The following is a 19,868-nucleotide window of genomic DNA, read 5'->3' on the forward strand; positions in this document are numbered from 1 at the left end:
GTCGAAACAACCGATTTCCGCGCTCGTTCACAGACTGTTCACGAGATCGGCTGTCGCCGATCCGGTTCCGCGCGAAACCCGTCCGCGCGGCGGCTCTCAACCACCCCTACCAGCCGGAATACCCGCCAAGGCAGCCAGGATCGCGCGCCGGACGGGTCCGGCCTCGGGCACCGGAACCAGCGGGTACACATGAAACGCACCGGGCTCCTCCACGAGACGCACTGCGGCGCCCGCGCGTTCGGCGAACAGCCGTGCGTCGGGATGGAGGATGTCGTGGGTGCCGACGTAGATATCGGTGTGCGGCAGCCCGTCCAGCGGTCCGTTGATCGGACTGAGCTCCGGCCGGCCCAGATCGTCCCCGCCGGCCCAGACCCGCCCCGCCTCCAGCAGACCCGGCCGCGCGAGCCAGGGGTCGGCGTCCTGTACGCGGTCGATCTCCGGGTTGGCCAGTCGCATATCCAGGCAGGGCGCCAGCAGGATCAGCCGCGCCGGCGCGGGCAGGCCCGCGGCGGGCAGCGATTGGGTCAGCAGCAGCGCCAGCGTGCCGCCCGCGGAGTCTCCGGCCAGAACCACCCGCCCGGGATCGAATTCACCGAGCACGCGCCGGTACACGGCCGTGAGATAGGGCCCCGCGGCCCGGTAGGTGTGGCGGGGAGCCAGCGGATAGATGGGCACGTCCACCCGGTGCCCCGCCGCGACCAGGCGATCGATGAATCGCCAATGCCACCGGCTGATCTCGCGGAAGAAGCTGCCGCCGTGCAGGTAGACGACGACCGTGCCGGATTCCGGACGGGCCCGGGGTGTGACCGTGTAGCAGGGGAATCCGTCGACGGGGCTTTGGGCGACCCGGTGCCGGCGGCGTAACCACGCGGGCGGATTGTGATCGCCGGGTGGTTCGGCCATGGCCGCGCGGGCCTTCTCCGGCGTCGCCATCCCGCGCTTACGGGTGAGCCGCAGGTACACCGATACCGCCCGCATGGTGCGACCCGCCACGAAACGCTCCTCACTGCGCACCGAGGCACCGGCGCCCGCCCTGCAGGGTAACCCGTACCGGGGCGCGCCGGGCCGGTTCCGGCAGCGCGGGATACGCGCTCACCCACCGGGGCCGGTGGGTGAGCGCACGCATCATTTCTTGGCGCGCTTCTCCCGGATACGCACCGAGATCCGGACCGGTGACCCGTCGAATCCGAACTCCTCACGCAACCGGCGCTCCAGGAACCGCCGGTAACCCGCCTCCAGGAAACCCGTCGTGAAAAGCACGAATGTCGGAGGCCGGGTGGTGGCCTGGGTCGCGAACAGCACCCGCGGCAACCGTCCGCCGCGCATCGGCGGCGGCGTCGCGGCGATCACTTCCTTGAGCCAGGTGTTCAACCGGCCGGTCGAAATCCGTTTGTCCCAGGATTCGAGCGCGGTCTCCATCGCCGGAACCAGCTTCTGCACCGCGCGCCCGGTCTGCGCGGAGATGTTGACGCGTTGCGCCCACGGCACCCGCACCAGATCCCGGTCGACCTCACGGTCGAGTTGCAGGCGCCGGTCCTCGTCGACCAGATCCCATTTGTTGAACGCCAATACCAGCGCCCGCCCGGAATCGGCGACCAGGCCGATCACCCGCAGATCCTGTTCGGTGATGGGCTGGGAGGCGTCGATCAGCATGATCGCCACCTCGGAGGCCTCGAGCGCCGATTTGGTGCGCAGCGAGGCGTAGAACTCGGTGCCGCTGGCATTGGCGACCTTGCGCCGCAGCCCGGCGGTATCGACGAACCGCCATACCTTGCCGCCCAGTTCCACCAGCGAATCCACCGGGTCGACCGTGGTACCGGCGATATCGTGCACCACCGACCGCTCGTCGCCGGCCAGTTTGTTCAGCAGACTCGATTTGCCGACATTCGGTTTCCCGACCAGCGCCACCCGGCGCGGCCCACCGGCCCCGCCACCGCCCTCGCGGGGCGTCTCGGGCAGCACCTCGAGCACATCGTCGAGGAGGTCGCCGGTACCGCGGCCGTGCGCCGCGGACACCATCCGCGGCTCGCCCAGCCCCAGCGACCACAGCGCCGCCGCGTCGGATTCGATGCGCTGATCGTCGACCTTGTTCGCGACCAGGATCACCGGTGTCTTCGCCCGCCGCAGCACCTTCACCGCGGCCTCGTCGGTGGCGGTCGCACCCACTACCGCGTCCACGACCAGCAGAATCGCGTCGGCGGTGTTCATGGCCAGTTCCGCCTGCCGGGCCACCGATTGCTGCAGGCCCTTGGCGTCGGGCTCCCAGCCGCCGGTGTCCTGCACCCAGAAACGCCGGCCCGCCCAGGACGCCTCGTAGGACACCCGGTCCCGCGTCACCCCGGGTACGTCCTCGACCACCGCCTCCCGGCGGCCCAGGATCCGGTTCACCAGGGTCGATTTACCGACGTTCGGACGGCCGACCACGGCCAGGGTCGGCATGGGCAGCTGGTCGGCGGCCTCCGGGTCGCCGGTGAGGTCGGCGATCTCCCATTCGGTCTCGTCGCTCCAGACCCCGTCGCCTGCCAGCACATCGCCGGAGGTTTCCGCGCTCATCCGGCGGCTCCACCGCGTCGCGCGGCCCCCTGGCGCACCCGGGGCCGGTCCAGCTGCCGGGCGACCTCACCGAACAGCTCCTCGATGGTCTCGTCCATGCTGAGATCGCTGGTATCGACCTGCACCGCGTCCTCGGCGCGGCGCAGCGGCGATACCGCGCGGGTGGAATCGAGCCGGTCCCGGCGCTGCACATCGGCGAGCACCCCGGCGTAGTCGTCGCCACGGCCCTCGGCGATGTTCTGCTGATTGCGCCGGTGTGCCCGGGCCTGGGCGGATGCGGTCAGAAAGATCTTGGCGTCCGCGTCGGGCAGCACAGTGGTCCCGATATCGCGGCCCTCGACCACGATCCGGCCCGCGCTCACCGCGATCTCGCGCTGCAGCGCCACCAGCTGTTCGCGCACCTCGGGTACCGCCGAGACGGCCGAGACCGCCGCGGTGACCTCGGCGCCGCGGATCTCGGCGCGCACATCGGCGCCGCCGAGTTCGATCAGCTCACGGCCGGGATCGGTGCCGATCCGCAACGGCATATCGGTCACCACCGCGATCACGGCGGCGGTATCGGCGGGATCGATCCCCGCCCGCAGCACCTGCAGGGTGGCGACCCGGTACATGGCGCCGGTATCGAGGTAGCGGGCCTCCAGCCGCGCCGCCAGCCGGCGCGAGACGCTGGACTTCCCGGTCCCCGACGGACCGTCCATCGCCACCACCAGCGACCGGTCGCGAGCCGCGTCCGCCACGACTCCCACCGGAGCCTCCACACCGTTCACAATGACACCGCCTCGTAGAGTTTCCCGATTTCGTCGCGTCCGAGCACCCGCAGGGTGCCAGGACGCTGGTCCGCCAGCACCACCGGACCGATATGGGTGCGGACCAGCCTGGTCACCGGATGACCGACCGCGTCCAGCAACCGGCGCACGATATGTTTGCGCCCTTCGTGCAACACCACCTTCACCAGGGAGCGTCCCGGTTCGGTTTCGAGCACCTGGAACCTGTCCACCTTGGCCGGGCCGTCCTCGAGCTCCACCCCGTCACGCAGGATCTTGCCGACCGAACGGTGCACCTCGCCCTGCACGGTCGCCAGGTAGGTCTTGGGCATCTCGTAGGAGGGATGCATCAGCCGGTGGGCGAGATCGCCGTCGTTGGTGAGCAGCAGCAGCCCCTCGGTATCGGCGTCGAGACGTCCGACATGGAACAGCCGCTGACCCGCCGCGACCCGCTCGGCGACGATATCGCCGACACACGGGCGTCCGAGGTCGTCGGACATGGTGGACTGCCAGCCCTTGGGTTTGTTCAACGCCAGGTGCACCAGTTCCTCACGCACCACCACCCGGGTCCCGTCGACCCGCACCACCGCGTTCTCGGGGTCGATCCGCAGACCCTGCTCGCGCACGATGAGACCGTCGACCTCGACCCGTCCCTGCTCGATCAGTTCCTCGGCGGCCCGGCGAGAGGCGACGCCGGCCTTCGCCAGCACTTTCTGCAGACGTTCGCCCTCACCCCACGGCAGCTTCTCGGGACCGCGGCCCTCCGGGTCCACATGCTGGTGGCGGGCGGGTTTGGCATTACTCAGCTGCGGCGGGCCGGACACCCGCGGCGGCTGGTTCCGCCGCTCCGGGGTTCCGGAGCCCGGCCGCCCACCGGTCCGCGCGCCGCCGGTGCGGACCGCGCCGGGCCGGGCCCCGCGAACGCTCTGCCCGGCACCACCGCGGCCGCTCTGGGCGCCCTGGCCGCGAGCGCTCTGGCCCGTGCCGCCGCGGGTGCCCTGGCCGGCGCCACGCGTGGTGCCCGGGGCTCCGCCACGGGTCGGCCGGTCACCGCCGGTCCGTCCCGTGCGCTGCACCTGGTCACTGCGGGCGCCGCGTTCCTGGCTGCGCGGGCCTCCCGCGCGGCCGGTGCGGGGCGGGTCGCCGGCGCCGCGCCGGGCGTCGCCCGTCGCGCGGGGCGCGCCCCGGCCGCGACCGGCCTGGTCGCCGCGTTTTCTTCGATCCGGTATGCCATCTCGGCGAGCGGGTGTGTTCACGATGTTCCTAGTCAATCCTCGGCGCCGAGTTTCAGATCGTCCTCGGCGGGTTTACGCAGCCTGGTGTAGCGGGGATCCGTCTCCAGACTGTCATTGATCTCGTCGATCAGGTCGACCCCCGGCAGCAGGGGCGCCAATTCCGGCAGATCGCTCAGCGACGCCAGCCCGATCCGTTCCAGGAACAACTCGGTGGTGCCGTAGAGCGTGCCGTTGGTTTCCGGGTCGGCGCCCGCCTCGGTGATCAAACCCCTGGCCAGCAGGGTGCGCATCACACCGTCGACGTTGACACCGCGCACCGCGCTGACCCGTGCCCGGGTCACCGGCTGACGGTATGCCACCACCGCCAGCGTCTCCAGCGCCGCCCGCGTCAACTTCGACCGGGCGCCGTCGAGCAACATACGCTCCACATAGGGTGCGTACTCGCTGCGAGTATAGAAGCGCCACCCGTCCCCCGCGAAACGCAGATCCATCCCGCTGCGCCGCGCGGCCAGCTCCGCCGACATCTCCCGCAGGGTCCGCTCCACCCGCTGCGGGGGTTCGTCCAGGGCGGCGGCCAGCTGCTCTACCGGCGCGGGAGTGTCCACGACGAGCAGCAGCGCCTCCAGCGCCGACCGGAACTCGTCGTCGTCCAGCGGCTCGGGCGCGAATTCGGTCACAGTCTCCGCGCTACGCTCCGCTCCCGCCTCCGGGCCCGACTCGCTCATCCGTAGTCCTCCTCGATGTCGGCCGGGGCGCTCTCGGCCTCGTCTCCGACCCACCGGACCGCCAGCGGGCCCAGGGGGTCGGGCTGGTCGAACTCGATCGACCGGCCGCGGTACAGCTCCAGCAGGGCCAGGAAACGGGCCACGATCTGGATCGGCGCCCCGCAATCGGCGACCAGCTCGGCGAATGTGGTCCAGGTTCCCGCACCGCGCGCCCGCAACCGCTCCAGCACCAGCGTGGCCTGCTCGGCCACCGACACGGTATGGGCGTGCAGATGGTCCAACCCCACCGTAGGCGTCGGCCGGGGCCGGAACGCGGCGGCGGCGATATCGGCGAACCCCGCCGCGTCCACCCCCAGCGACACCTCCGGCAGCAGACTCGCGAATCGCTCCTCGAGGCCCACCGCCCGCGGATAACGCCGCAGCGCCACCGCCTCGAGCTCGCCCAGCAATTCGGCGACCTGCTTGAACGCCCGGTACTGCAGCAGCCGGGCGAACAGCAGGTCCCGGGCCTCGAGCAATTCGAGATCGTCCGGATCGGTGACCTCGCCCGACGGCAGCAGCCGCGCGGCCTTCAGATCCAGCAGCGTCGCCGCGACCACCAGGAACTCGGTGGTCTGGTCCAGGATCTTGTCGGTGCGCAGCGAATTCCCCGGCTGCGCCAACCCCGCGGTCAACGCCTTCGTATAGGCGATGAACTCATCGGTGACCTGATGCAGCGCCACCTCGGTCACATCGAGGCGCCGCTGCGAGATCAACTGCAACAGCAGATCGAACGGACCCTCGAAATTGCTCAGCCGCAGATGGAAACCGGACTTCTCCGCGGCCGGAGCCGCCGGATCCGGCTCCGGGGCGGGGTCGTTCGTCGGCGAAGCGGGTCGGGATACCGCGCTCACCGACCGGACCGGTAGATGACTTCCCGTGCCATCGCCCGATATGCCTCGGCACCACCGGATTTCGGCGCCCACGTGGTGATCGGCTCACCGGCGACACTGGCGTCCGGGAACCGGACGGTGCGCGCGATGGCCGTGTCGTACACCAGTTCGCCGAACACCTCCACCACACGCGCCATCACCTGACGAGAATGCAAAAGCCGGGCATCGAACATGGTCACCACGATGCCGTACAGGCTCAACCGCGGATTCAGCCGGTCCCGCACCTTCTCCACGGTGTCGTTGAGCAACGCCAGCCCGCGTAGCGAGAAGTACTCGCATTCCATCGGGATGATCACACCGTCCGAGCAGGCCAGCGCGTTCACCGTCAACAGTCCCAGCGACGGCTGGCAGTCGATCAGGATGTAGTCGTAGCGGTCACGGATCGGCTCCAGCGCGCGCCCGAGCGATTGCTCCCGCCCGACCTCGTTCACCAGCTGGATCTCGGCCGCGGACAGGTCGATATTGCTCGGCAGCAGATCCAGATTCTCGACCTTGGTCTGCATGAGCACGTCGTCGGCGCTCACCGGCGACCCGATCAGCAGGTTGTGCACGGTCAGATCGAGATCGTGATGGGCCACCCCGAGTCCCGCCGACAACGCACCCTGCGGGTCCAGATCCACCAGCAGCACCCGGCGGCCGTATTCGGCCAGCGCCGCCCCGAGATTGATGGTGGACGTGGTCTTGCCGACCCCGCCCTTCTGGTTGCACATCGCCACGATCAGGGCATTGCCCTCATGGGACGGCGCCGGCGGTTCGGGCACGCTCCGTAGCGGCCGGCCCGTAGGACCGAGTGCGGCGTCGGCGGGTACGGGTTCGGGGCCCGCGCCCCATACCGACGCGGCGCGATCGTCGTTCTCGGCGCCCCTGGCCGATTCCGGCCCTCCGGCTGTCGTCACGATCCGCTGCTCCTTATACGTTCCTGCCCGTCACCTCGTAGAGCGTAACGAGGCCGATCAAGGCACGGTCTCGCTTTCGCCACGGTCCGGCTCGACCTAGACGCTACCGCTTGTCACCACTCGAGCACCGCGTGTATCGACGGCGTGTTGGTGTTTACCGTGCTCGCGGGTGTGCGGTGGCCCAGACCTCGCGCAACGTCCCGACCGTCACCAGGGTGTAGATCTGGGTGGTCGTCACCGACGCGTGACCCAGCAGCTCCTGCACCACGCGCACATCCGCGCCGCCGTCCAGCAGATGGGTGGCGAACGAATGCCGCAGCGTGTGCGGCGAGACGGTTGCGGTGATCCCGGCGTGCTCGGCCGCGCGTTGCAACACCTGCCAGGCGCTCTGCCGCGACAGCCGCCCGGCGCGCACATTGAGGAACAGCGCCGCGGCCGATCCCGGGGTGCGGGGTCCGCGCCCGCCGGTGGCCAGGACCGGGCGGCCGCGCACCAGGTAGTCGTCGAGCGCGACCAGGGCGGGGCGGCCGATGGGCACGATCCGCTGTTTACCGCCTTTGCCGCGCAGGACGACGGCCCGGTCGCCGGTATCGATATCGTCGATATCGAGGCCGATGGTCTCCGAGATCCGCGCCCCGGTCGAATACAGCAGTTCGAGCAGCGCGCGGTCGCGCAGACCGCGCGCGGCGGCCTCCCCGCCGGCTCCGGCGTCCGCGCCCGCGGCGTCCAGCAGGCGCAGTACCTGATCGACCGGCAGCGCTTTCGGCAGCCGCTGCCCCACCATCGGCGGTTTCACCGCATGCGCGACATCGGCGCTGATCAAACCCTCCGCCGCCGCGAACCGGTGCAGGCCGCGCACGGCGATCAGCGCCCGGGCCACCGAGCCGGGCGCCAGCGGCGGATGCTGCGGATCCCCGGCGCGCAGCGCCACCGCGAACTCCCCGATATCGGCCTCGCTCACCGCCTCGAGCCCCGCGACCCCGCGTGCGGTCAGGAACTCCCGGTAGCGACCCAGATCCCGCCGGTAGGCGGACAGGGTGCTGCGCGCCGCCCCCCGCTCCACCGCCAGATGGTCCAGGAAGACGTCGACCTCCCGCACCGTCTCGCCCCGGTCAGTCCGCGGACCGCTGCGCGGCCTGGCGCCGCAGCAGCGCGTCCGGCTGCCCCGGCCACGGCGCGCCGGCCGCCCGCAACGGCAGACCGGTTGTGTCCGCGGCGCTCAGCGCGAGCAGCCCGGCGACCGCGGTCGCGTTGACGATCTCGCCGGCCAGTGCCCCGCGCACCGCCTCGGCGACCGGCATCCGCACCAGTTCCAGGTCGGCTTCCTCGTGTTCGGGATCGGGCCGGTGGGTCTCGGTGAGGCCGCGCGCGAGATACACCCGCAGCGCCTCGTCGGTGAATCCCGGCGAGAGCGCCACATCCACCAGCACCGACCATTCCCGGGCGGCGAGCCCGGTCTCCTCGGCGAGTTCGCGTTTCGCCGCTTCCAGCGGATCCTCGCCCGGGATATCGATCAGGCCCGCGGGCAATTCCAGCAGTCGTTCACCCAGCGGATGCCGGTACTGCCGGATCAGCACGACCTGCCCGTCGTCGTCGACCGCCACCACCGCCACGGCGCCGTGGTGCTCGACCACCTCGCGTTCCACGACCCGGCCGTCGGGCATCTCCACCCGGTCGACCCGCAGCGCGAGGATCGCACCGCTGTACACGAGCCGGCTGTCCACCGTCGCGAAGGCGTGCCTGCCCGGTACCGGACCGGCCGGGGTCACGACGCGCTCTCGGAGGCGGCGGCCATCTCCTGCTCACCCGGGATATCCACGGGCAGCCGTTCGGCCAGCTTGTAGCGCAGGGCCGCGGCGATCAGCTCGGCGAACAGCGGATGCGGCCGGGTGGGCCGGCTCTTCAGTTCGGGATGGGCCTGGGTGCCGACGAAGAACGGATGGATATCGCCGGGCAGTTCCACGAACTCCACCAGATGCCCGTCCGGCGAGGTGCCGCTGAACCGCAGCCCGCTGGTGGCGATCTTGTCGCGGTAGGAGTTGTTCACCTCGTACCGGTGCCGGTGCCGTTCGGAAACCTCGGTGCCGTGGTAGGCGCGGGCCACCACCGACCCCTTCTCCAGTACCGCCGGATAGGCGCCGAGCCGCATGGTGCCGCCCAGATCGGCTTCACCGGCCACAGCCTCCTCCTGGTCGGCCATGGTCGAGATCACCGGATGTTCGGTATCGGGTTCGAACTCGGCGGAGTTGGCGTCGGTCAGCCCCACTGACCGCGCCGCTTCGATGACCATGCACTGCAGCCCCAGGCACAGCCCGAGCAGCGGCAGTTTGCGGGTGCGGGCGTGCCGGATCGCGCCGACCTTGCCTTCGATCCCGCGGATGCCGAACCCGCCGGGGATGAGCACCGCGTCGACATCGCGCAGTGCGGCCTGGGCGCCGGCCGGGGTCTCGCAGTCGTCGGACTGCACCCAGCGCAGTTTCACCTTCGCCCGGTGGGCGAAACCGCCGGCGCGCAGGGCCTCGGTGACCGACAGGTAGGCGTCGGGCAGGTCCACGTATTTGCCTACCAGCGCGACCTCCACCGTCTCCCGGGGAGTGTGGACCCGGTCGAGGAGATCGCCCCAGACGGTCCAGTCGACATCCCGGAACGGCAGCCCGAGTTTGCGCACCACATAGGCGTCGAGGCCCTCGCGGTGCAGCACCTTGGGGATGTCGTAGATCGAGGGCGCGTCGGGGGTGGAGATACAGGCGTCCACCTCCACATCGCACATCAGCGCGATCTTGCTCTTGAGTCCCGCCGACACCTCGCGGTCGCAGCGCAGGATCAGCGCGTCGGGCTGGATACCGATACTGCGCAGCGCGGCCACCGAATGCTGGGTGGGTTTGGTCTTGAGCTCCCCCGAGGGCGCCAGATAGGGCACCAGCGAGACGTGCAGGAAGAAGACGTTGTCGCGGCCGACGTCGTGGCGGATCTGGCGGGCCGCCTCGAGGAACGGCTGGGATTCGATATCGCCGACAGTGCCGCCGATCTCCGTGATCACCACATCCGGTTCCTGCCCCTGCAGGTCCGGACCGCGCATCGCCAGGACCCGCGCCTTGATCTCGTCGGTGATATGCGGGATCACCTGCACCGTATCGCCCAGGTACTCGCCGCGCCGCTCCTTGGCGATCACCGACGAGTAGACCTGCCCGGTGGTGACGTTGGCGTCCTTGGACAGATCGCGGTCGAGGAATCGCTCGTAGTGGCCCACATCGAGGTCGGTCTCGGCGCCGTCCTCGGTGACGAACACCTCTCCGTGCTGGAACGGATTCATGGTGCCGGGATCGACGTTCAAGTAGGGGTCGAGCTTCTGCATGGTGACCCGTAACCCCCGCGCTGTCAGCAATTGCCCGAGGCTGGAGGCGGTGAGACCCTTACCGAGTGATGAGGCGACTCCACCACTGACGAAGATGTGTTTGGTGGCTGTCCGCGCCTGAATCCGTGTATGACCCACGGGTCTTCACGGTAACACGAAACCCGGCGGACGATCGACAGCCACCCCCGGTTAACCACCCGATCGCCGGAATTCATGCGGCGGCATACGAGGAGAACCACGACCGGAACGCCCACATCCGCACCGGCCGCACCACCGGCCACTTCTCTCACACCCGGACACCACGGCGGCGGAATCGGAGCGCCCGTCCCGGCCGGATACGGGACGCTGAGGAATTGCCCCTCACGCCCGCTCCGGGTCTCCCGGACTACTCGGGACGGGCCAGCACCTCGCGGCTCCAGGCCTCCGCGCGGGTCAGCATCTCCTGCGCCTGCGCCAGCACGTCGCTTCCGTGCCCGGCGGCCAGGACGGCCACGATCACCACCACCAGCGCCGCCAGCACCAGCAACGAGATGATCGCACCGGAGATCCGGCTGCGATAGAGCGTCGCCACCGCGGTCGCGTCCATGATCGATTCCCCGACCTTGAGCCGGGTCAGGAAGGTCGCCGGATTGCTGTCGCGGCGTCCCCGGTCGAAGAACTCCTCCAGCGACGCGGCCGCGCCCGCGGTCACGATGAGGGAGGCGCCGTGGTGATGGGCCAGCAGCAGCGCCAGATCCGCGGGCGTACCCGAGCACGGGAAGGTGATCGCCCCGATACCCAGCTCCTTGACCCGCTCCAGCCCCTCGGCCCGGCCGGTCAGATCGGCCGGCACGATCAACTCGGCGCCGGCGGTCAGGGTCCGCGCGGCCAGATCCTCGGGATTGGCCACGATCAGATCGGGTTTGTACCCGGCCCGGCGCATCGTCTCCGCGCCGCGCCCCACCCCGACCATCAGCGGGGAGTACTCCTTGATGAACGGTTTGAGCTTCTTCAGATCCTCGGCGTGCCCGGGCCCGTCCCCGACCACGACCACCTGCCGGCCGCTGAAGTCCAGATCCGGATCGGGCACCCCGATCCCATCCATGAGCAGCGACGATTCGGCGCGGATGAATTCGAGCGCGTCACCGGCGAACGATTCCAGATGTCCGGCCAGCCCGTTGCGCGCCTCACCCATCCGGTCGGCGACCGCCTCCTCGTCGAGCTCCAGGCATTCGACGAGGACCTCGGGCTCTTTGCGGGTGAAGCGGTCGGCGTAGACGACGCCGTCCTCGATCCGGATCCGGGCCCCGTCCTTGATCCGCCCGAAGGCGTCGGAGCTGACCGTGTCCAGCAACAGCACACCATTGGCGACCAGGACCTCGGGGCCCACATTCGGGTAGCGGCCGGAGATCGAGGGTGAGGTGTTCACCACCGCCACCACCCCCGCACCGACCAGCCGCTCGGCCGTGACCTGATCCAGGTCCATCTCGTCGAGGACGGCGATATCACCTGGTCCGACCCGCGCCAGTAGCCGCCGCGTATCACGGTCGACCCGGGCGGTCCCGGTCCGGCCGGGCAGCGTCTCGGAATTCTTCGACAGCAGCGCCAGCATCCTCATGCAGCGATGATGTCCGCAAACTCTCGACCTGTGGTGGAGACACGCCGCGTTCCAGCGGCGTCCATCGATGGTCGGGGCAATCGATCGGTTACCGGGCATCCGGGCGGGTGCCCGCGGCGCGGGGCGCCCGGCACCTCGGCAGCGCCGTATGCTCCGGGCACAGCTATACGAAGAGGAGAGCTCCATGGCCAGCACCACCGTCGATACCGTCATCGACGCACCGCGCGCGACCGTGTACCGACTGTTCGCCGACCGCGAGAGCATCAGCCCGTTTCTCGCGGTGAACATCACCCTCGTCAAACCGGGCCATACCGAACGCGAAGGCGTCGGCGCGCAGCACAAGATCGGGGTCGGACCGGTCGGCATCGTCGAGGAGATCACCGAACTCGTGCCCGGCGAGCGGATGGAGTACAAGGTCGTCAAGGGCGCCCCGGTGAAGAGCCACACCGGCGTGATCACCTTCGCCGACGAGGGCGCCGGCACCCGGGTCGTCTACACCATGACCTCCGACCCGTCGCTTCCCGTGCCCGGCAAAGCCCTCGAGGCCGGATTGAAGGGCCTGATCAACCAATTCATCGCCGGCGCCCGCAAAGCCGTCCGCTGACCCGGCGCGCACTCTCGGCGAGACCGCAGCGCGGCCGGGGCGTTCCCTCCGGCCGCGCCGGTTCCGCGGGCCGCTCGACCGGCGGCCCGGCTCAGCCGGCCGCCATCCGCTCCGCGCGCGCGATGTTCAGCAGTTCCCAGGCATGCGCGCGGCCGGTCTCGGTATCGTCGAGCCCGGCCAGCATCCGGGCGAGTTCCACGACGCGTTCGTCCTGGGTGAGCGCCCGCACCCCCGAGTTCACCGCGCCCTCACCGTCATCGGATTTGTTCACCACCAGATGGGTGTCGGCGAAGGCCGCGACCTGCGCCAGGTGGGTTACCACGATCACCTGATGTGTCCGGGCCAGCCGGGCCAGCCGCCGCCCGATCTCCACCGCCGCCCGGCCGCCCACACCGGCGTCGACCTCGTCGAAAACCATCGTCGCCCCGTGTTCGGCGCCCGCCAGGACCACCTCCAGCGCCAGCATCACCCGGGAGAGTTCACCCCCGGAGGCGCTTTTGCTCAGCGGCAGCGATTGCGCCCCGGAATGGGCGGACAACCGTAGTTCCACCTCGTCGATACCGGCGGGCCCGGCATGCAGTTCGGTCCCGTCGATTTCCAGCGGCGCGGAATCCTGGGCGCCGGCGGGCATCGGCCGCACCACCACCTCCAGCCGCGCCTTACCCATCGCCAGCCCGCTCAGTTCCTCGCTCACCGCGGTGGCCAGCGCACCGGCGGCATCGCTGCGCGCCTGCGATAGTTTCACCGCCGCCGCCCGCACCCGGTCGGCGCCCGCCTCGGCGTCGGCCCGCAGGGCCGCCAGCGCCTCCTCCGAGACATCCAGCGATTCCAGCCGGGTCCGCGCCTCGTCCGCCCAGGCGATCACGCCGTCGATATCGGGGGCGTACTTGCGGGTCAGGGTTTTCAATTCGGCCTGCCGGGTCAGCATGGACTCCAGCGCCCCGGGGTCGGAGGGCAGATCGGACAGATAGCCGCTGAGCTCGGTGGTCAGATCCACCACGACCGCGATCGCGTCGGCCAGCCGCGGCGACAGCGCCGCCAGGGCCGGATCCTCGGCCGACTCCACCCGCGACCGCGCGACTCCCAGCGCGTCCAGCGCTCCGACACCCTCACCCGGGGTGTCGGCGGGCCCGGCCAGCGCCTCGTGCGCGGTCGCCGCCGCCTCCCGCAGCGAATCCAGATCACTGAGGCGGCGAACCTCGGCGACCAGCCGTTCATCTTCCCCGGGCTCCGGTGCCACGGCATCGATCTCGGCCAGCGACTGGGTGAGCCGCTCGGCCTCCGCCGCCATCTCCCGGCTGCTGGCCGTGCGCTCCAGCAGCGCGGTCCGCGCCGCCAGCCAGGCGCCGCGCTGTTCGGTGTAATCCCGCAGCAGCGGCCCGACCGTCGCGTCCGCGAACTGGTCCAAGGCCTGTAGTTGCTGTTCCGGCCGCTGCAGGCGCAACTGGTCGTTCTGCCCGTGCACCGTCAGCAGCGGCGCGGTGAAATCGGCCAGCACCGATGCCGGTACGCCCCGGCCGCCCAGATGGGCGCGGGACCGGCCGTCGCTGCCGACCGTCCGGATCGCGATCACGGTGCCGTCGTCATCGGGCTCGGCGGCCGCCGCTTCGAGCACCCGCCCGGCCTCGTCGCGCGCGGCGGAGTTCACCTCGTCGAGCGTGAAGCGGCCCTCCACGACCGCACGAGTGGCGCCCAGCCGCACCCGGCCGGCGTCGGCCCGCGCCCCGCTCAGCAGATGCAGACTGGTGACCACCATGGTCTTGCCCGCCCCGGTTTCACCGGTGAGCACGGTGAGCCCTTCGTGGAATTGCGCGGTCGCCGTCGAGATGACGCCGAGTCCGTCAATTCGTATCTCTGTCAGCACGTGTGCCCTCCGTTCGCCGCCGGCCCCGCCAACCCGTCACCGGCAGCTCGAACTTGCGCACCATCCGATCCGCGAACGGCGCGGAATCCAGCCGCACCCACCGCACCGGCTCGGCACCACGGACCGCTTCCACCCGGCCGCCCCGCGGCAACGCGAGGGTGCGCCTGCCATCCAGGAAAACTATCGCATCATGGCCGGTGGCAACGGATTCGACCGCGATACGCGAATCCGGGCTGGTCACCAGCGGGCGCGCGAACAGCGCGTGCGCGTTGCTCGGAATCACCAGCAGTGCTTCCAGTTCCGGCCACACCACAGGACCGCCCGCGGAGAAAGCATACGCCGTGGAACCGGTAGGGGTCGCGACGAGAATCCCGTCGCACCCGTAGGACGACACCGGACGCCCGTCGACCTCGAGCACCACTTCGAGAACCCCCATCCGGGCCGCGTTCTCGATACTGGCCTCGTTCAGCGCCCAGCCGTGTTCGATGATCTCGTCGTCGACCCGGACACACAGGTCGATCGTCATCCGTTCCTCGACGCGGTAGTCACGCCGGACCACCTGCGCGAGCGCCTCGTCCAGATTCTCCGCCTCGGCCTCGGTGAGAAATCCGATCCGCCCCAAATTGATACCGAGCACCGGCACCGTGACCTGGCGCGCGAGTTCGGCCGCCCGCAGCAGGGTGCCGTCACCGCCGAGGGCGAGCACCATCTCGCAGCCGCGCGCCGCCTCCGGTTCGTGGGCCACCACCCGGACCGGATAGCCTCCCGGTCCGGTGATCGGTTCGGCGTCGCCGTCGAGCCGGGTGCTGTCGGCCTCGTCGGCCAGCACCCGCAGCCCGATACCGGCCTCCGCGAAGATCTTCGCGACACGGTGTGCCGTCTCGCTGATCTCGGCGCGGCCCGGATGGGAGACCAGCAGGACCTCCCGGCGCGTCCGGCCGGCGCTCACCGCGGGCCCTCCTCGACCGCGCGCCGGACCAGCTCCGCCACCTCGGCGGGGTCCCGGTCCGCCGGATCCTCACGCCGCAGCCACAAGAAGTATTCGACATTCCCGGACGGTCCCGGCAGCGGACTCGCCACCACGCCCCGGGTACGCAAGCCGAGCTCCGCGGCCGCGGCGGCCACCGCGCACACCGATTCGGCGCGCAACGCCGGATCACGCACCACACCGCCCGACCCGACCCGATCCTTACCGACCTCGAACTGCGGTTTCACCATCGGCAGCAGATCCGCGCCCGGAGCGGCGCATGCGGCCAGGGCGGGCAGGACCAGCGCGAGCGAGATGAACGACAGATCGGCGACCACGATATCCACGGTCCCCCCGATCTCGCCGGGAGTCAGATTCCGGACATTGGTCCGGTCGTGCACGCGTACCCGGTCGTCGGAGCGCAGCCGCCACACCAGCTGTCCGTAGCCGACATCGGCGGCCACCACCTCACGCGCACCGCGGCTGAGCAGCACATCGGTGAATCCGCCGGTGGACGCCCCGGCATCCAGGCATCGCCGCCCCGCGATCTCTACGCCCCGCGGCTCGAACGCCGCCAGCGCCCCGAGCAGCTTATGCGCCCCACGCGAGGCCCAGCCGACCTCATCCGCCTGCTCTTTCACCAGCAGCGGCGTCCCCGCCTCCACCGCGGTGGCCGCTTTGACCGCCACCGCGCCGTTGATCAGTACCCGCCCGGCTCCGATCAGTTCCACGGCGTGTTCCCTCGATCGCGCCAATCCGCGGCGAACCAGTTCCGCGTCCACCCGCGCCCTCCTGGCCACCTCAGATCTTGTCCACCGTGGCCAGCGCCCGGACCAAGACCTCATGGGCCTGGTCGAGGATATGGGCACGGCGGGCCAGATCGGTGCCGGCGGAATCCTCTCCGGACGCCGCCGGCGCGGATCCCAGTTCGGCGAGCAGGTCACGGACCTCGGCCCGGATCCGGTCCGGATCGGCGGGTTCGCTGTGACCGTCCGCTCCGGGCAGATGCTGACCGGGCAGCGGCACCGCGGGACGGGCGGCGCCGGCGGTGTGCTGTCGGGGAGTCGGGGTAGTCATCGTGAGGCCAACGCTATCGGATTTCCGAACGAGGCGCGCGTACCCTCAGCGCCCGGCCGGGGTGGGCCTCGAATTCCCGCCGGACCGCGTCCACATCCCCGCATCCGGCGGGTACGGGCTCCCGGTTCAGGGCATCCAGGCTTTCGGCTATATAGGTCGGCCACCGCTCGGCGGGCCGCCCGGCCAGTTCCTCCAGGGTGCTCACCCCGGTCAGCACCAGCAGCGAGTCCAGTCCCACATTCAGCGCGCCGTCGATATCGGTGTCGAGACGGTCACCCACGACCAGCGCCGCCCTGGTTCCGGCCCGGCGCAGCGCGTCGTCGAGCAGCGGTGGATAGGGTTTGCCCGCGACCACGGGTTCCCGGTCGGAGGCGGCCCGCAGCGCCGCGACCATGGCTCCGTTCCCGGGTGCGAGCCCGCGTTCGTTCGGCAGCGTCCGGTCGGTGTTGGCGGCCACCCAGACCGCCCCGGCACGCAGCGCGTAGGACGCTTCGGCCAGATCCGGCCACGCGGTCTGCGGCGAATGTCCCTGGACCACCGCCACCACCGTGCCGGTGGCCGTGCGTACCGGTCGCAGACCCGCCGCCGCGACCTCGGCCGCGAGATCCTCGGTGCCGACCACCAGGACCTCGGCACCGGCCGCGAGCCGTTCGGCCAGCAACCGGCCCGCGGCCTGCGCACTGGTCACCACATCGGACTCACCGGCCGGATATCCCAGTTCGGCGAGGTGGGAGGCCACAGCGGACGCCGCCCGGCTCGCATTGTTGGTGACGTACACCAGTTGCTGTTTCCCGTCCGTGAGCGCATCCGGACCGCCCTCGACGACCGCCGGTCCGCGATAGAGGGTTCCGTCCAGATCCAGCAGCAGTGCCTCGTACCCGTCCCGCAATCGCGGCGTCTCACTCACATCCCGCACACCCGGACCCTACGTGCACCGCCCGACACCCCCGGCACCCAGTCCGTACCGCGGCGACGATCTTCCCCCGGGCCGCCGATGAATTCGCGACCCCGCGATCGTCGGAATATCGACAGCGACACCCGATGACGACTTCACCCACGGACGGAGTACCTATCCATGGCAGACCAACCGGACACCGCGGGGCCATCCCTGGTCGAGACCGCCGACACACCCCTGGCCATCGTCCACGGACATATCGCGTCCGCGGATCTCCGGGATTTCTTCGATACCTCGTTCGGCCTGCTGCCCGGCGTCATCACCGGCCAGGGCGCGCGGATCACCGGACCCGCGCTCTGCCGCTACGGACCGGCCGACGCGCGGTCGCAGGAACTCGCGGTGGGATTCCCCGTCGACCGGCCCGTCACCGCGGAAGGCGGGGTCCACCCCGGCAGCCTGCCCGCCGGGCCGACGGCGCGCCTCGTCCATCACGGCGCCTTCGACGACCTCGGTACGAGCTGGGACAGGCTGCACAGCTGGATCACCGGCCAGGGCCTGCTTCCCGGGGAGACCCGGTGGGAGGTCTACATCACCGAGCCCCGCCCGGATATGGATCCGGCCGAGCTGCGCACCGAACTCAACTGGGCGGTGTCGCCGGCCTGACGCGCCGATCCGGGTCACCGGCGGCTCCGGACGCCGGTGACCCGCGCGGTCGTCAGACTTCGCCCGTCAACTCCGCGGCACGTTCCTCGGCATCGGTTTCGCCGTCCAGATCCGCGGCGGCGGAATTGAAGAACCAGGTCAGACCTTCATCGGTGCGCCCGGCCGCGACGAGCGCGTCGGCGTAGGCGTAGAACAGGCGCGCGGGACCCGAACCGGTGCGCGCGGGATCGAGATCGGGCGTCTGCAGCGTGACGACGGCCTGGTCGTACTGGCCGAGATCCATCCGCGCCCCGGCGACCACGATCCGCAGTTCGATCGCCTCGTCGCCGGTCAGTGCCCGGCCCTCCTCGCTGCGGCCGATCTCGATGGCCCGTTCCGGCCGGCCCAGCCCGCGTTCGCAGTCGGCCATAACGGCCAGCAGTCCGGTCCCGCCCGCCATCCGGCGCGCGGCCCGCAGTTCCGACAAGGCCTCCGCCCACTCTCCCGCGTGGTAGGCGACCACTCCGGCGGTTTCGCGCACCACGGCGATCCGGCCCGCGCGCTGCCGGGCGGCCCGCGCATGAGCCAGCGCGAGCCGCGGATCGTCGTCGAGCATCTGCGCCGCCATCGCCAGATGGCGTGCGACGGTTTCGGCGTTTCCTTTGTCCAGGCTCAGGAGGTCGCGCCGGATGGAGGTGTCGAGATCACCGGCCTGGATATCGTCGGGAAGATCGGGTTCGTCGGGTCGCGGTGGCCGCCGATCCAGGCCACGGGACGCGCCTTCGCCGCCCCGGCGGCGCGGGCCGGCCTCGCCGGACCGTGCGTATCCACCGCCCCCGTTGTCCCCGCCCGTATCGGCCGGACCCCGGTGCGGCGGGCGCTGACCGGTACGCTCCGGCGGCCGCCCCGCGGCGTCCCCCCGCCCGCCGAAACGGCGTTCATCGCGCGCGCGACCGTCCCCGCGGCCTGTGCCCACGCCTCGGAAGCCGCCACGATCGCTGTCGCCGGAGCGGAACCCACCTTGCGGCCGATCGCCGCGCTCCCGGAAGCCCCGTTCGGGACGATCGCCACCCGCGCGCGAATCACGGCCGCCGAAACCCCCGGACCGATTGTCCTGACGCCCCCGCGGCGTATCCGTGCGATCACCACCACGCCCACCGGACCTGTCGCCCGGACGCTCCCGACCCGCGTCCCGATCGGGTCGGCCTCGATCGGGACGCCGGGAATCATCACCGGCATATCCACCTCGATCGGGCCGCGGACGACCGCCCTCCGACCGCTGCGGTGTCCGATCCCCGGTACCGCCGCCTCGGACGTCGTTACGCCTGCCGTTCTCCCGGCGGAACCCACCGCCCGGCGCGCCGGCCCCGCGGTGCCCCCTGTCCCCGCCGGATTCACCGTCCGGGCGGCGGGTATCGCCGCCCTCTCCGGTCCGCCGGAATCCGTTCTCCGCCCCGGAAGAATTGCGCCGGAACGGCTTCCGGCCATTGTTCTGTTCCGGCACGGCGGGTCCCTCTCTCGGTGACACGGATGGATCGAAATCGACGACTTCTCGAACTCGGCACACAATGATCGTCTGCCCACACAAGTTTACGGGTCACAACCCGCGGTGGAGACAATGGTGCCGGAAACGCCTTTGGGGGCCCACAGTGTGGGCCCCCAAAGGGAATGTATGTTCCGGCGGTGTCCTACTCTCCCACACCCTGTCGAGTGCAGTACCATCGGCGCTGGCAGGCTTAGCTTCCGGGTTCGGAATGGGACC

General features: G+C 70.7%; 19 protein-coding genes and 1 rRNA gene. 2 read left to right on the top strand and 18 right to left on the bottom strand.

Features of this window, described 5'->3' with window-relative positions:
• Window positions 1-96 precede the first annotated feature (96 nt).
• The 11 genes from ACZ6SF_RS24770 to steA all read right to left on the bottom strand — a co-directional run bounded on the left by ACZ6SF_RS24770 (window position 97) and on the right by steA (window position 12,057).
• Window positions 97-993, bottom strand: a complete 897-nt coding sequence (locus ACZ6SF_RS24770; protein WP_466064894.1) for an alpha/beta hydrolase fold domain-containing protein — start codon at window positions 991-993, stop codon at window positions 97-99.
• 132 nt (window positions 994-1,125) lie between these two features.
• The gene (gene der / locus ACZ6SF_RS24775; protein WP_466064895.1) at window positions 1,126-2,553 is read right to left on the bottom strand and encodes a ribosome biogenesis GTPase Der; all 1,428 of its coding nucleotides are present in this window, start codon (window positions 2,551-2,553) and stop codon (window positions 1,126-1,128) included.
• The gene (gene cmk / locus ACZ6SF_RS24780; protein ID WP_466064952.1) at window positions 2,550-3,251 is read right to left on the bottom strand and encodes a (d)CMP kinase; all 702 of its coding nucleotides are present in this window, start codon (window positions 3,249-3,251) and stop codon (window positions 2,550-2,552) included. The genes der and cmk overlap by 4 nt, the downstream gene beginning before the upstream one ends.
• A gap of 65 nt (window positions 3,252-3,316) precedes the next feature.
• Window positions 3,317-4,573, bottom strand: a complete 1,257-nt coding sequence (locus tag ACZ6SF_RS24785) for a pseudouridine synthase (protein WP_466064897.1) — start codon at window positions 4,571-4,573, stop codon at window positions 3,317-3,319.
• 11 nt (window positions 4,574-4,584) lie between these two features.
• Entirely contained in the window at window positions 4,585-5,277 is a 693-nt protein-coding gene (gene scpB / locus ACZ6SF_RS24790; protein WP_466064898.1) for an SMC-Scp complex subunit ScpB, read from the bottom strand.
• Window positions 5,274-6,170, bottom strand: coding sequence for a segregation and condensation protein A (locus ACZ6SF_RS24795; protein WP_466064900.1), 897 nt, complete (start codon window positions 6,168-6,170; stop codon window positions 5,274-5,276). Before ACZ6SF_RS24795 ends, scpB begins: the two co-directional genes overlap by 4 nt.
• Window positions 6,167-7,105 (bottom strand): ParA family protein, encoded by a 939-nt coding sequence (locus ACZ6SF_RS24800; RefSeq protein ID WP_466064902.1) that lies wholly within the window; start codon window positions 7,103-7,105, stop codon window positions 6,167-6,169. The genes ACZ6SF_RS24795 and ACZ6SF_RS24800 overlap by 4 nt, the downstream gene beginning before the upstream one ends.
• 154 nt (window positions 7,106-7,259) lie before the next feature.
• Window positions 7,260-8,204 (bottom strand): site-specific tyrosine recombinase XerD, encoded by a 945-nt coding sequence (locus tag ACZ6SF_RS24805; RefSeq protein ID WP_466064904.1) that lies wholly within the window; start codon window positions 8,202-8,204, stop codon window positions 7,260-7,262.
• 13 nt (window positions 8,205-8,217) lie between these two features.
• On the bottom strand, window positions 8,218-8,874 hold the full coding sequence (locus ACZ6SF_RS24810) for an NUDIX domain-containing protein (protein ID WP_466064905.1): 657 nt from the start codon (window positions 8,872-8,874) through the stop codon (window positions 8,218-8,220).
• Window positions 8,871-10,598 (bottom strand): CTP synthase, encoded by a 1,728-nt coding sequence (locus ACZ6SF_RS24815; protein ID WP_466064907.1) that lies wholly within the window; start codon window positions 10,596-10,598, stop codon window positions 8,871-8,873. Before ACZ6SF_RS24815 ends, ACZ6SF_RS24810 begins: the two co-directional genes overlap by 4 nt.
• A gap of 247 nt (window positions 10,599-10,845) precedes the next feature.
• A complete protein-coding gene (gene steA / locus ACZ6SF_RS24820) occupies window positions 10,846-12,057 on the bottom strand; it encodes a putative cytokinetic ring protein SteA (protein ID WP_466064909.1) in 1,212 nt (403 codons plus the stop codon).
• 184 nt (window positions 12,058-12,241) lie between these two features.
• Between steA and ACZ6SF_RS24825 the strand changes: the two genes are divergently transcribed.
• A complete protein-coding gene (locus ACZ6SF_RS24825; protein WP_466064911.1) occupies window positions 12,242-12,661 on the top strand; it encodes an SRPBCC family protein in 420 nt (139 codons plus the stop codon).
• Between the two features lie 91 nt (window positions 12,662-12,752).
• Here the strand turns inward: ACZ6SF_RS24825 and recN are convergent, their stop codons facing one another.
• Genes recN through ACZ6SF_RS24850 form a run of 5 tightly spaced genes read right to left on the bottom strand, consistent with a single transcriptional unit; the run spans window position 12,753 to window position 17,476 of the window.
• Window positions 12,753-14,525 (bottom strand): DNA repair protein RecN, encoded by a 1,773-nt coding sequence (recN, locus tag ACZ6SF_RS24830; RefSeq protein WP_466064913.1) that lies wholly within the window; start codon window positions 14,523-14,525, stop codon window positions 12,753-12,755.
• The gene (locus tag ACZ6SF_RS24835) at window positions 14,503-15,474 is read right to left on the bottom strand and encodes an NAD kinase (RefSeq protein WP_466064914.1); all 972 of its coding nucleotides are present in this window, start codon (window positions 15,472-15,474) and stop codon (window positions 14,503-14,505) included. Before ACZ6SF_RS24835 ends, recN begins: the two co-directional genes overlap by 23 nt.
• A complete protein-coding gene (locus tag ACZ6SF_RS24840; RefSeq protein WP_466064916.1) occupies window positions 15,471-16,292 on the bottom strand; it encodes a TlyA family RNA methyltransferase in 822 nt (273 codons plus the stop codon). Before ACZ6SF_RS24840 ends, ACZ6SF_RS24835 begins: the two co-directional genes overlap by 4 nt.
• Window position 16,293: 1 nt before the next feature.
• Window positions 16,294-16,569: a hypothetical protein gene (locus ACZ6SF_RS24845; RefSeq protein ID WP_466064918.1), complete on the bottom strand. Its 276-nt coding sequence runs from the start codon at window positions 16,567-16,569 to the stop codon at window positions 16,294-16,296.
• 13 nt (window positions 16,570-16,582) lie between these two features.
• Window positions 16,583-17,476 (bottom strand): HAD-IIA family hydrolase, encoded by an 894-nt coding sequence (locus tag ACZ6SF_RS24850; protein WP_466064954.1) that lies wholly within the window; start codon window positions 17,474-17,476, stop codon window positions 16,583-16,585.
• Window positions 17,477-17,644: 168 nt separating this feature from the next.
• Between ACZ6SF_RS24850 and ACZ6SF_RS24855 the strand changes: the two genes are divergently transcribed.
• A complete protein-coding gene (locus ACZ6SF_RS24855) occupies window positions 17,645-18,127 on the top strand; it encodes a GyrI-like domain-containing protein (RefSeq protein WP_466064920.1) in 483 nt (160 codons plus the stop codon).
• 52 nt (window positions 18,128-18,179) lie between these two features.
• On the opposite strand, the gene ACZ6SF_RS24860 is transcribed toward ACZ6SF_RS24855, so the two are convergent.
• Window positions 18,180-19,082, bottom strand: coding sequence for a hypothetical protein (locus ACZ6SF_RS24860; protein WP_466064921.1), 903 nt, complete (start codon window positions 19,080-19,082; stop codon window positions 18,180-18,182).
• A 699-nt stretch (window positions 19,083-19,781) separates the two neighbouring features.
• Window positions 19,782-19,868 (bottom strand): 5S ribosomal RNA (gene rrf, locus ACZ6SF_RS24865); the annotation flags it as partial.

Source organism: Nocardia sp. NPDC049935 (assembly GCF_055586645.1).

Bases quoted from the DNA above. Each gene is read 5' to 3' on its own strand.
- der (WP_466064895.1), bottom strand. From the start codon at position 2,553: ATGAGCGCGGAAACCTCCGGCGATGTGCTGGCAGGCGACGGGGTCTGG.
- ACZ6SF_RS24845 (WP_466064918.1), bottom strand. From the start codon at position 16,569: ATGACTACCCCGACTCCCCGACAGCACACCGCCGGCGCCGCCCGTCCC.
- ACZ6SF_RS24825 (WP_466064911.1), top strand. From the start codon at position 12,242: ATGGCCAGCACCACCGTCGATACCGTCATCGACGCACCGCGCGCGACC.
- scpB (WP_466064898.1), bottom strand. From the start codon at position 5,277: ATGAGCGAGTCGGGCCCGGAGGCGGGAGCGGAGCGTAGCGCGGAGACT.
- cmk (WP_466064952.1), bottom strand. From the start codon at position 3,251: ATGGACGGTCCGTCGGGGACCGGGAAGTCCAGCGTCTCGCGCCGGCTG.
- steA (WP_466064909.1), bottom strand. From the start codon at position 12,057: ATGAGGATGCTGGCGCTGCTGTCGAAGAATTCCGAGACGCTGCCCGGC.
- ACZ6SF_RS24855 (WP_466064920.1), top strand. From the start codon at position 17,645: ATGGCAGACCAACCGGACACCGCGGGGCCATCCCTGGTCGAGACCGCC.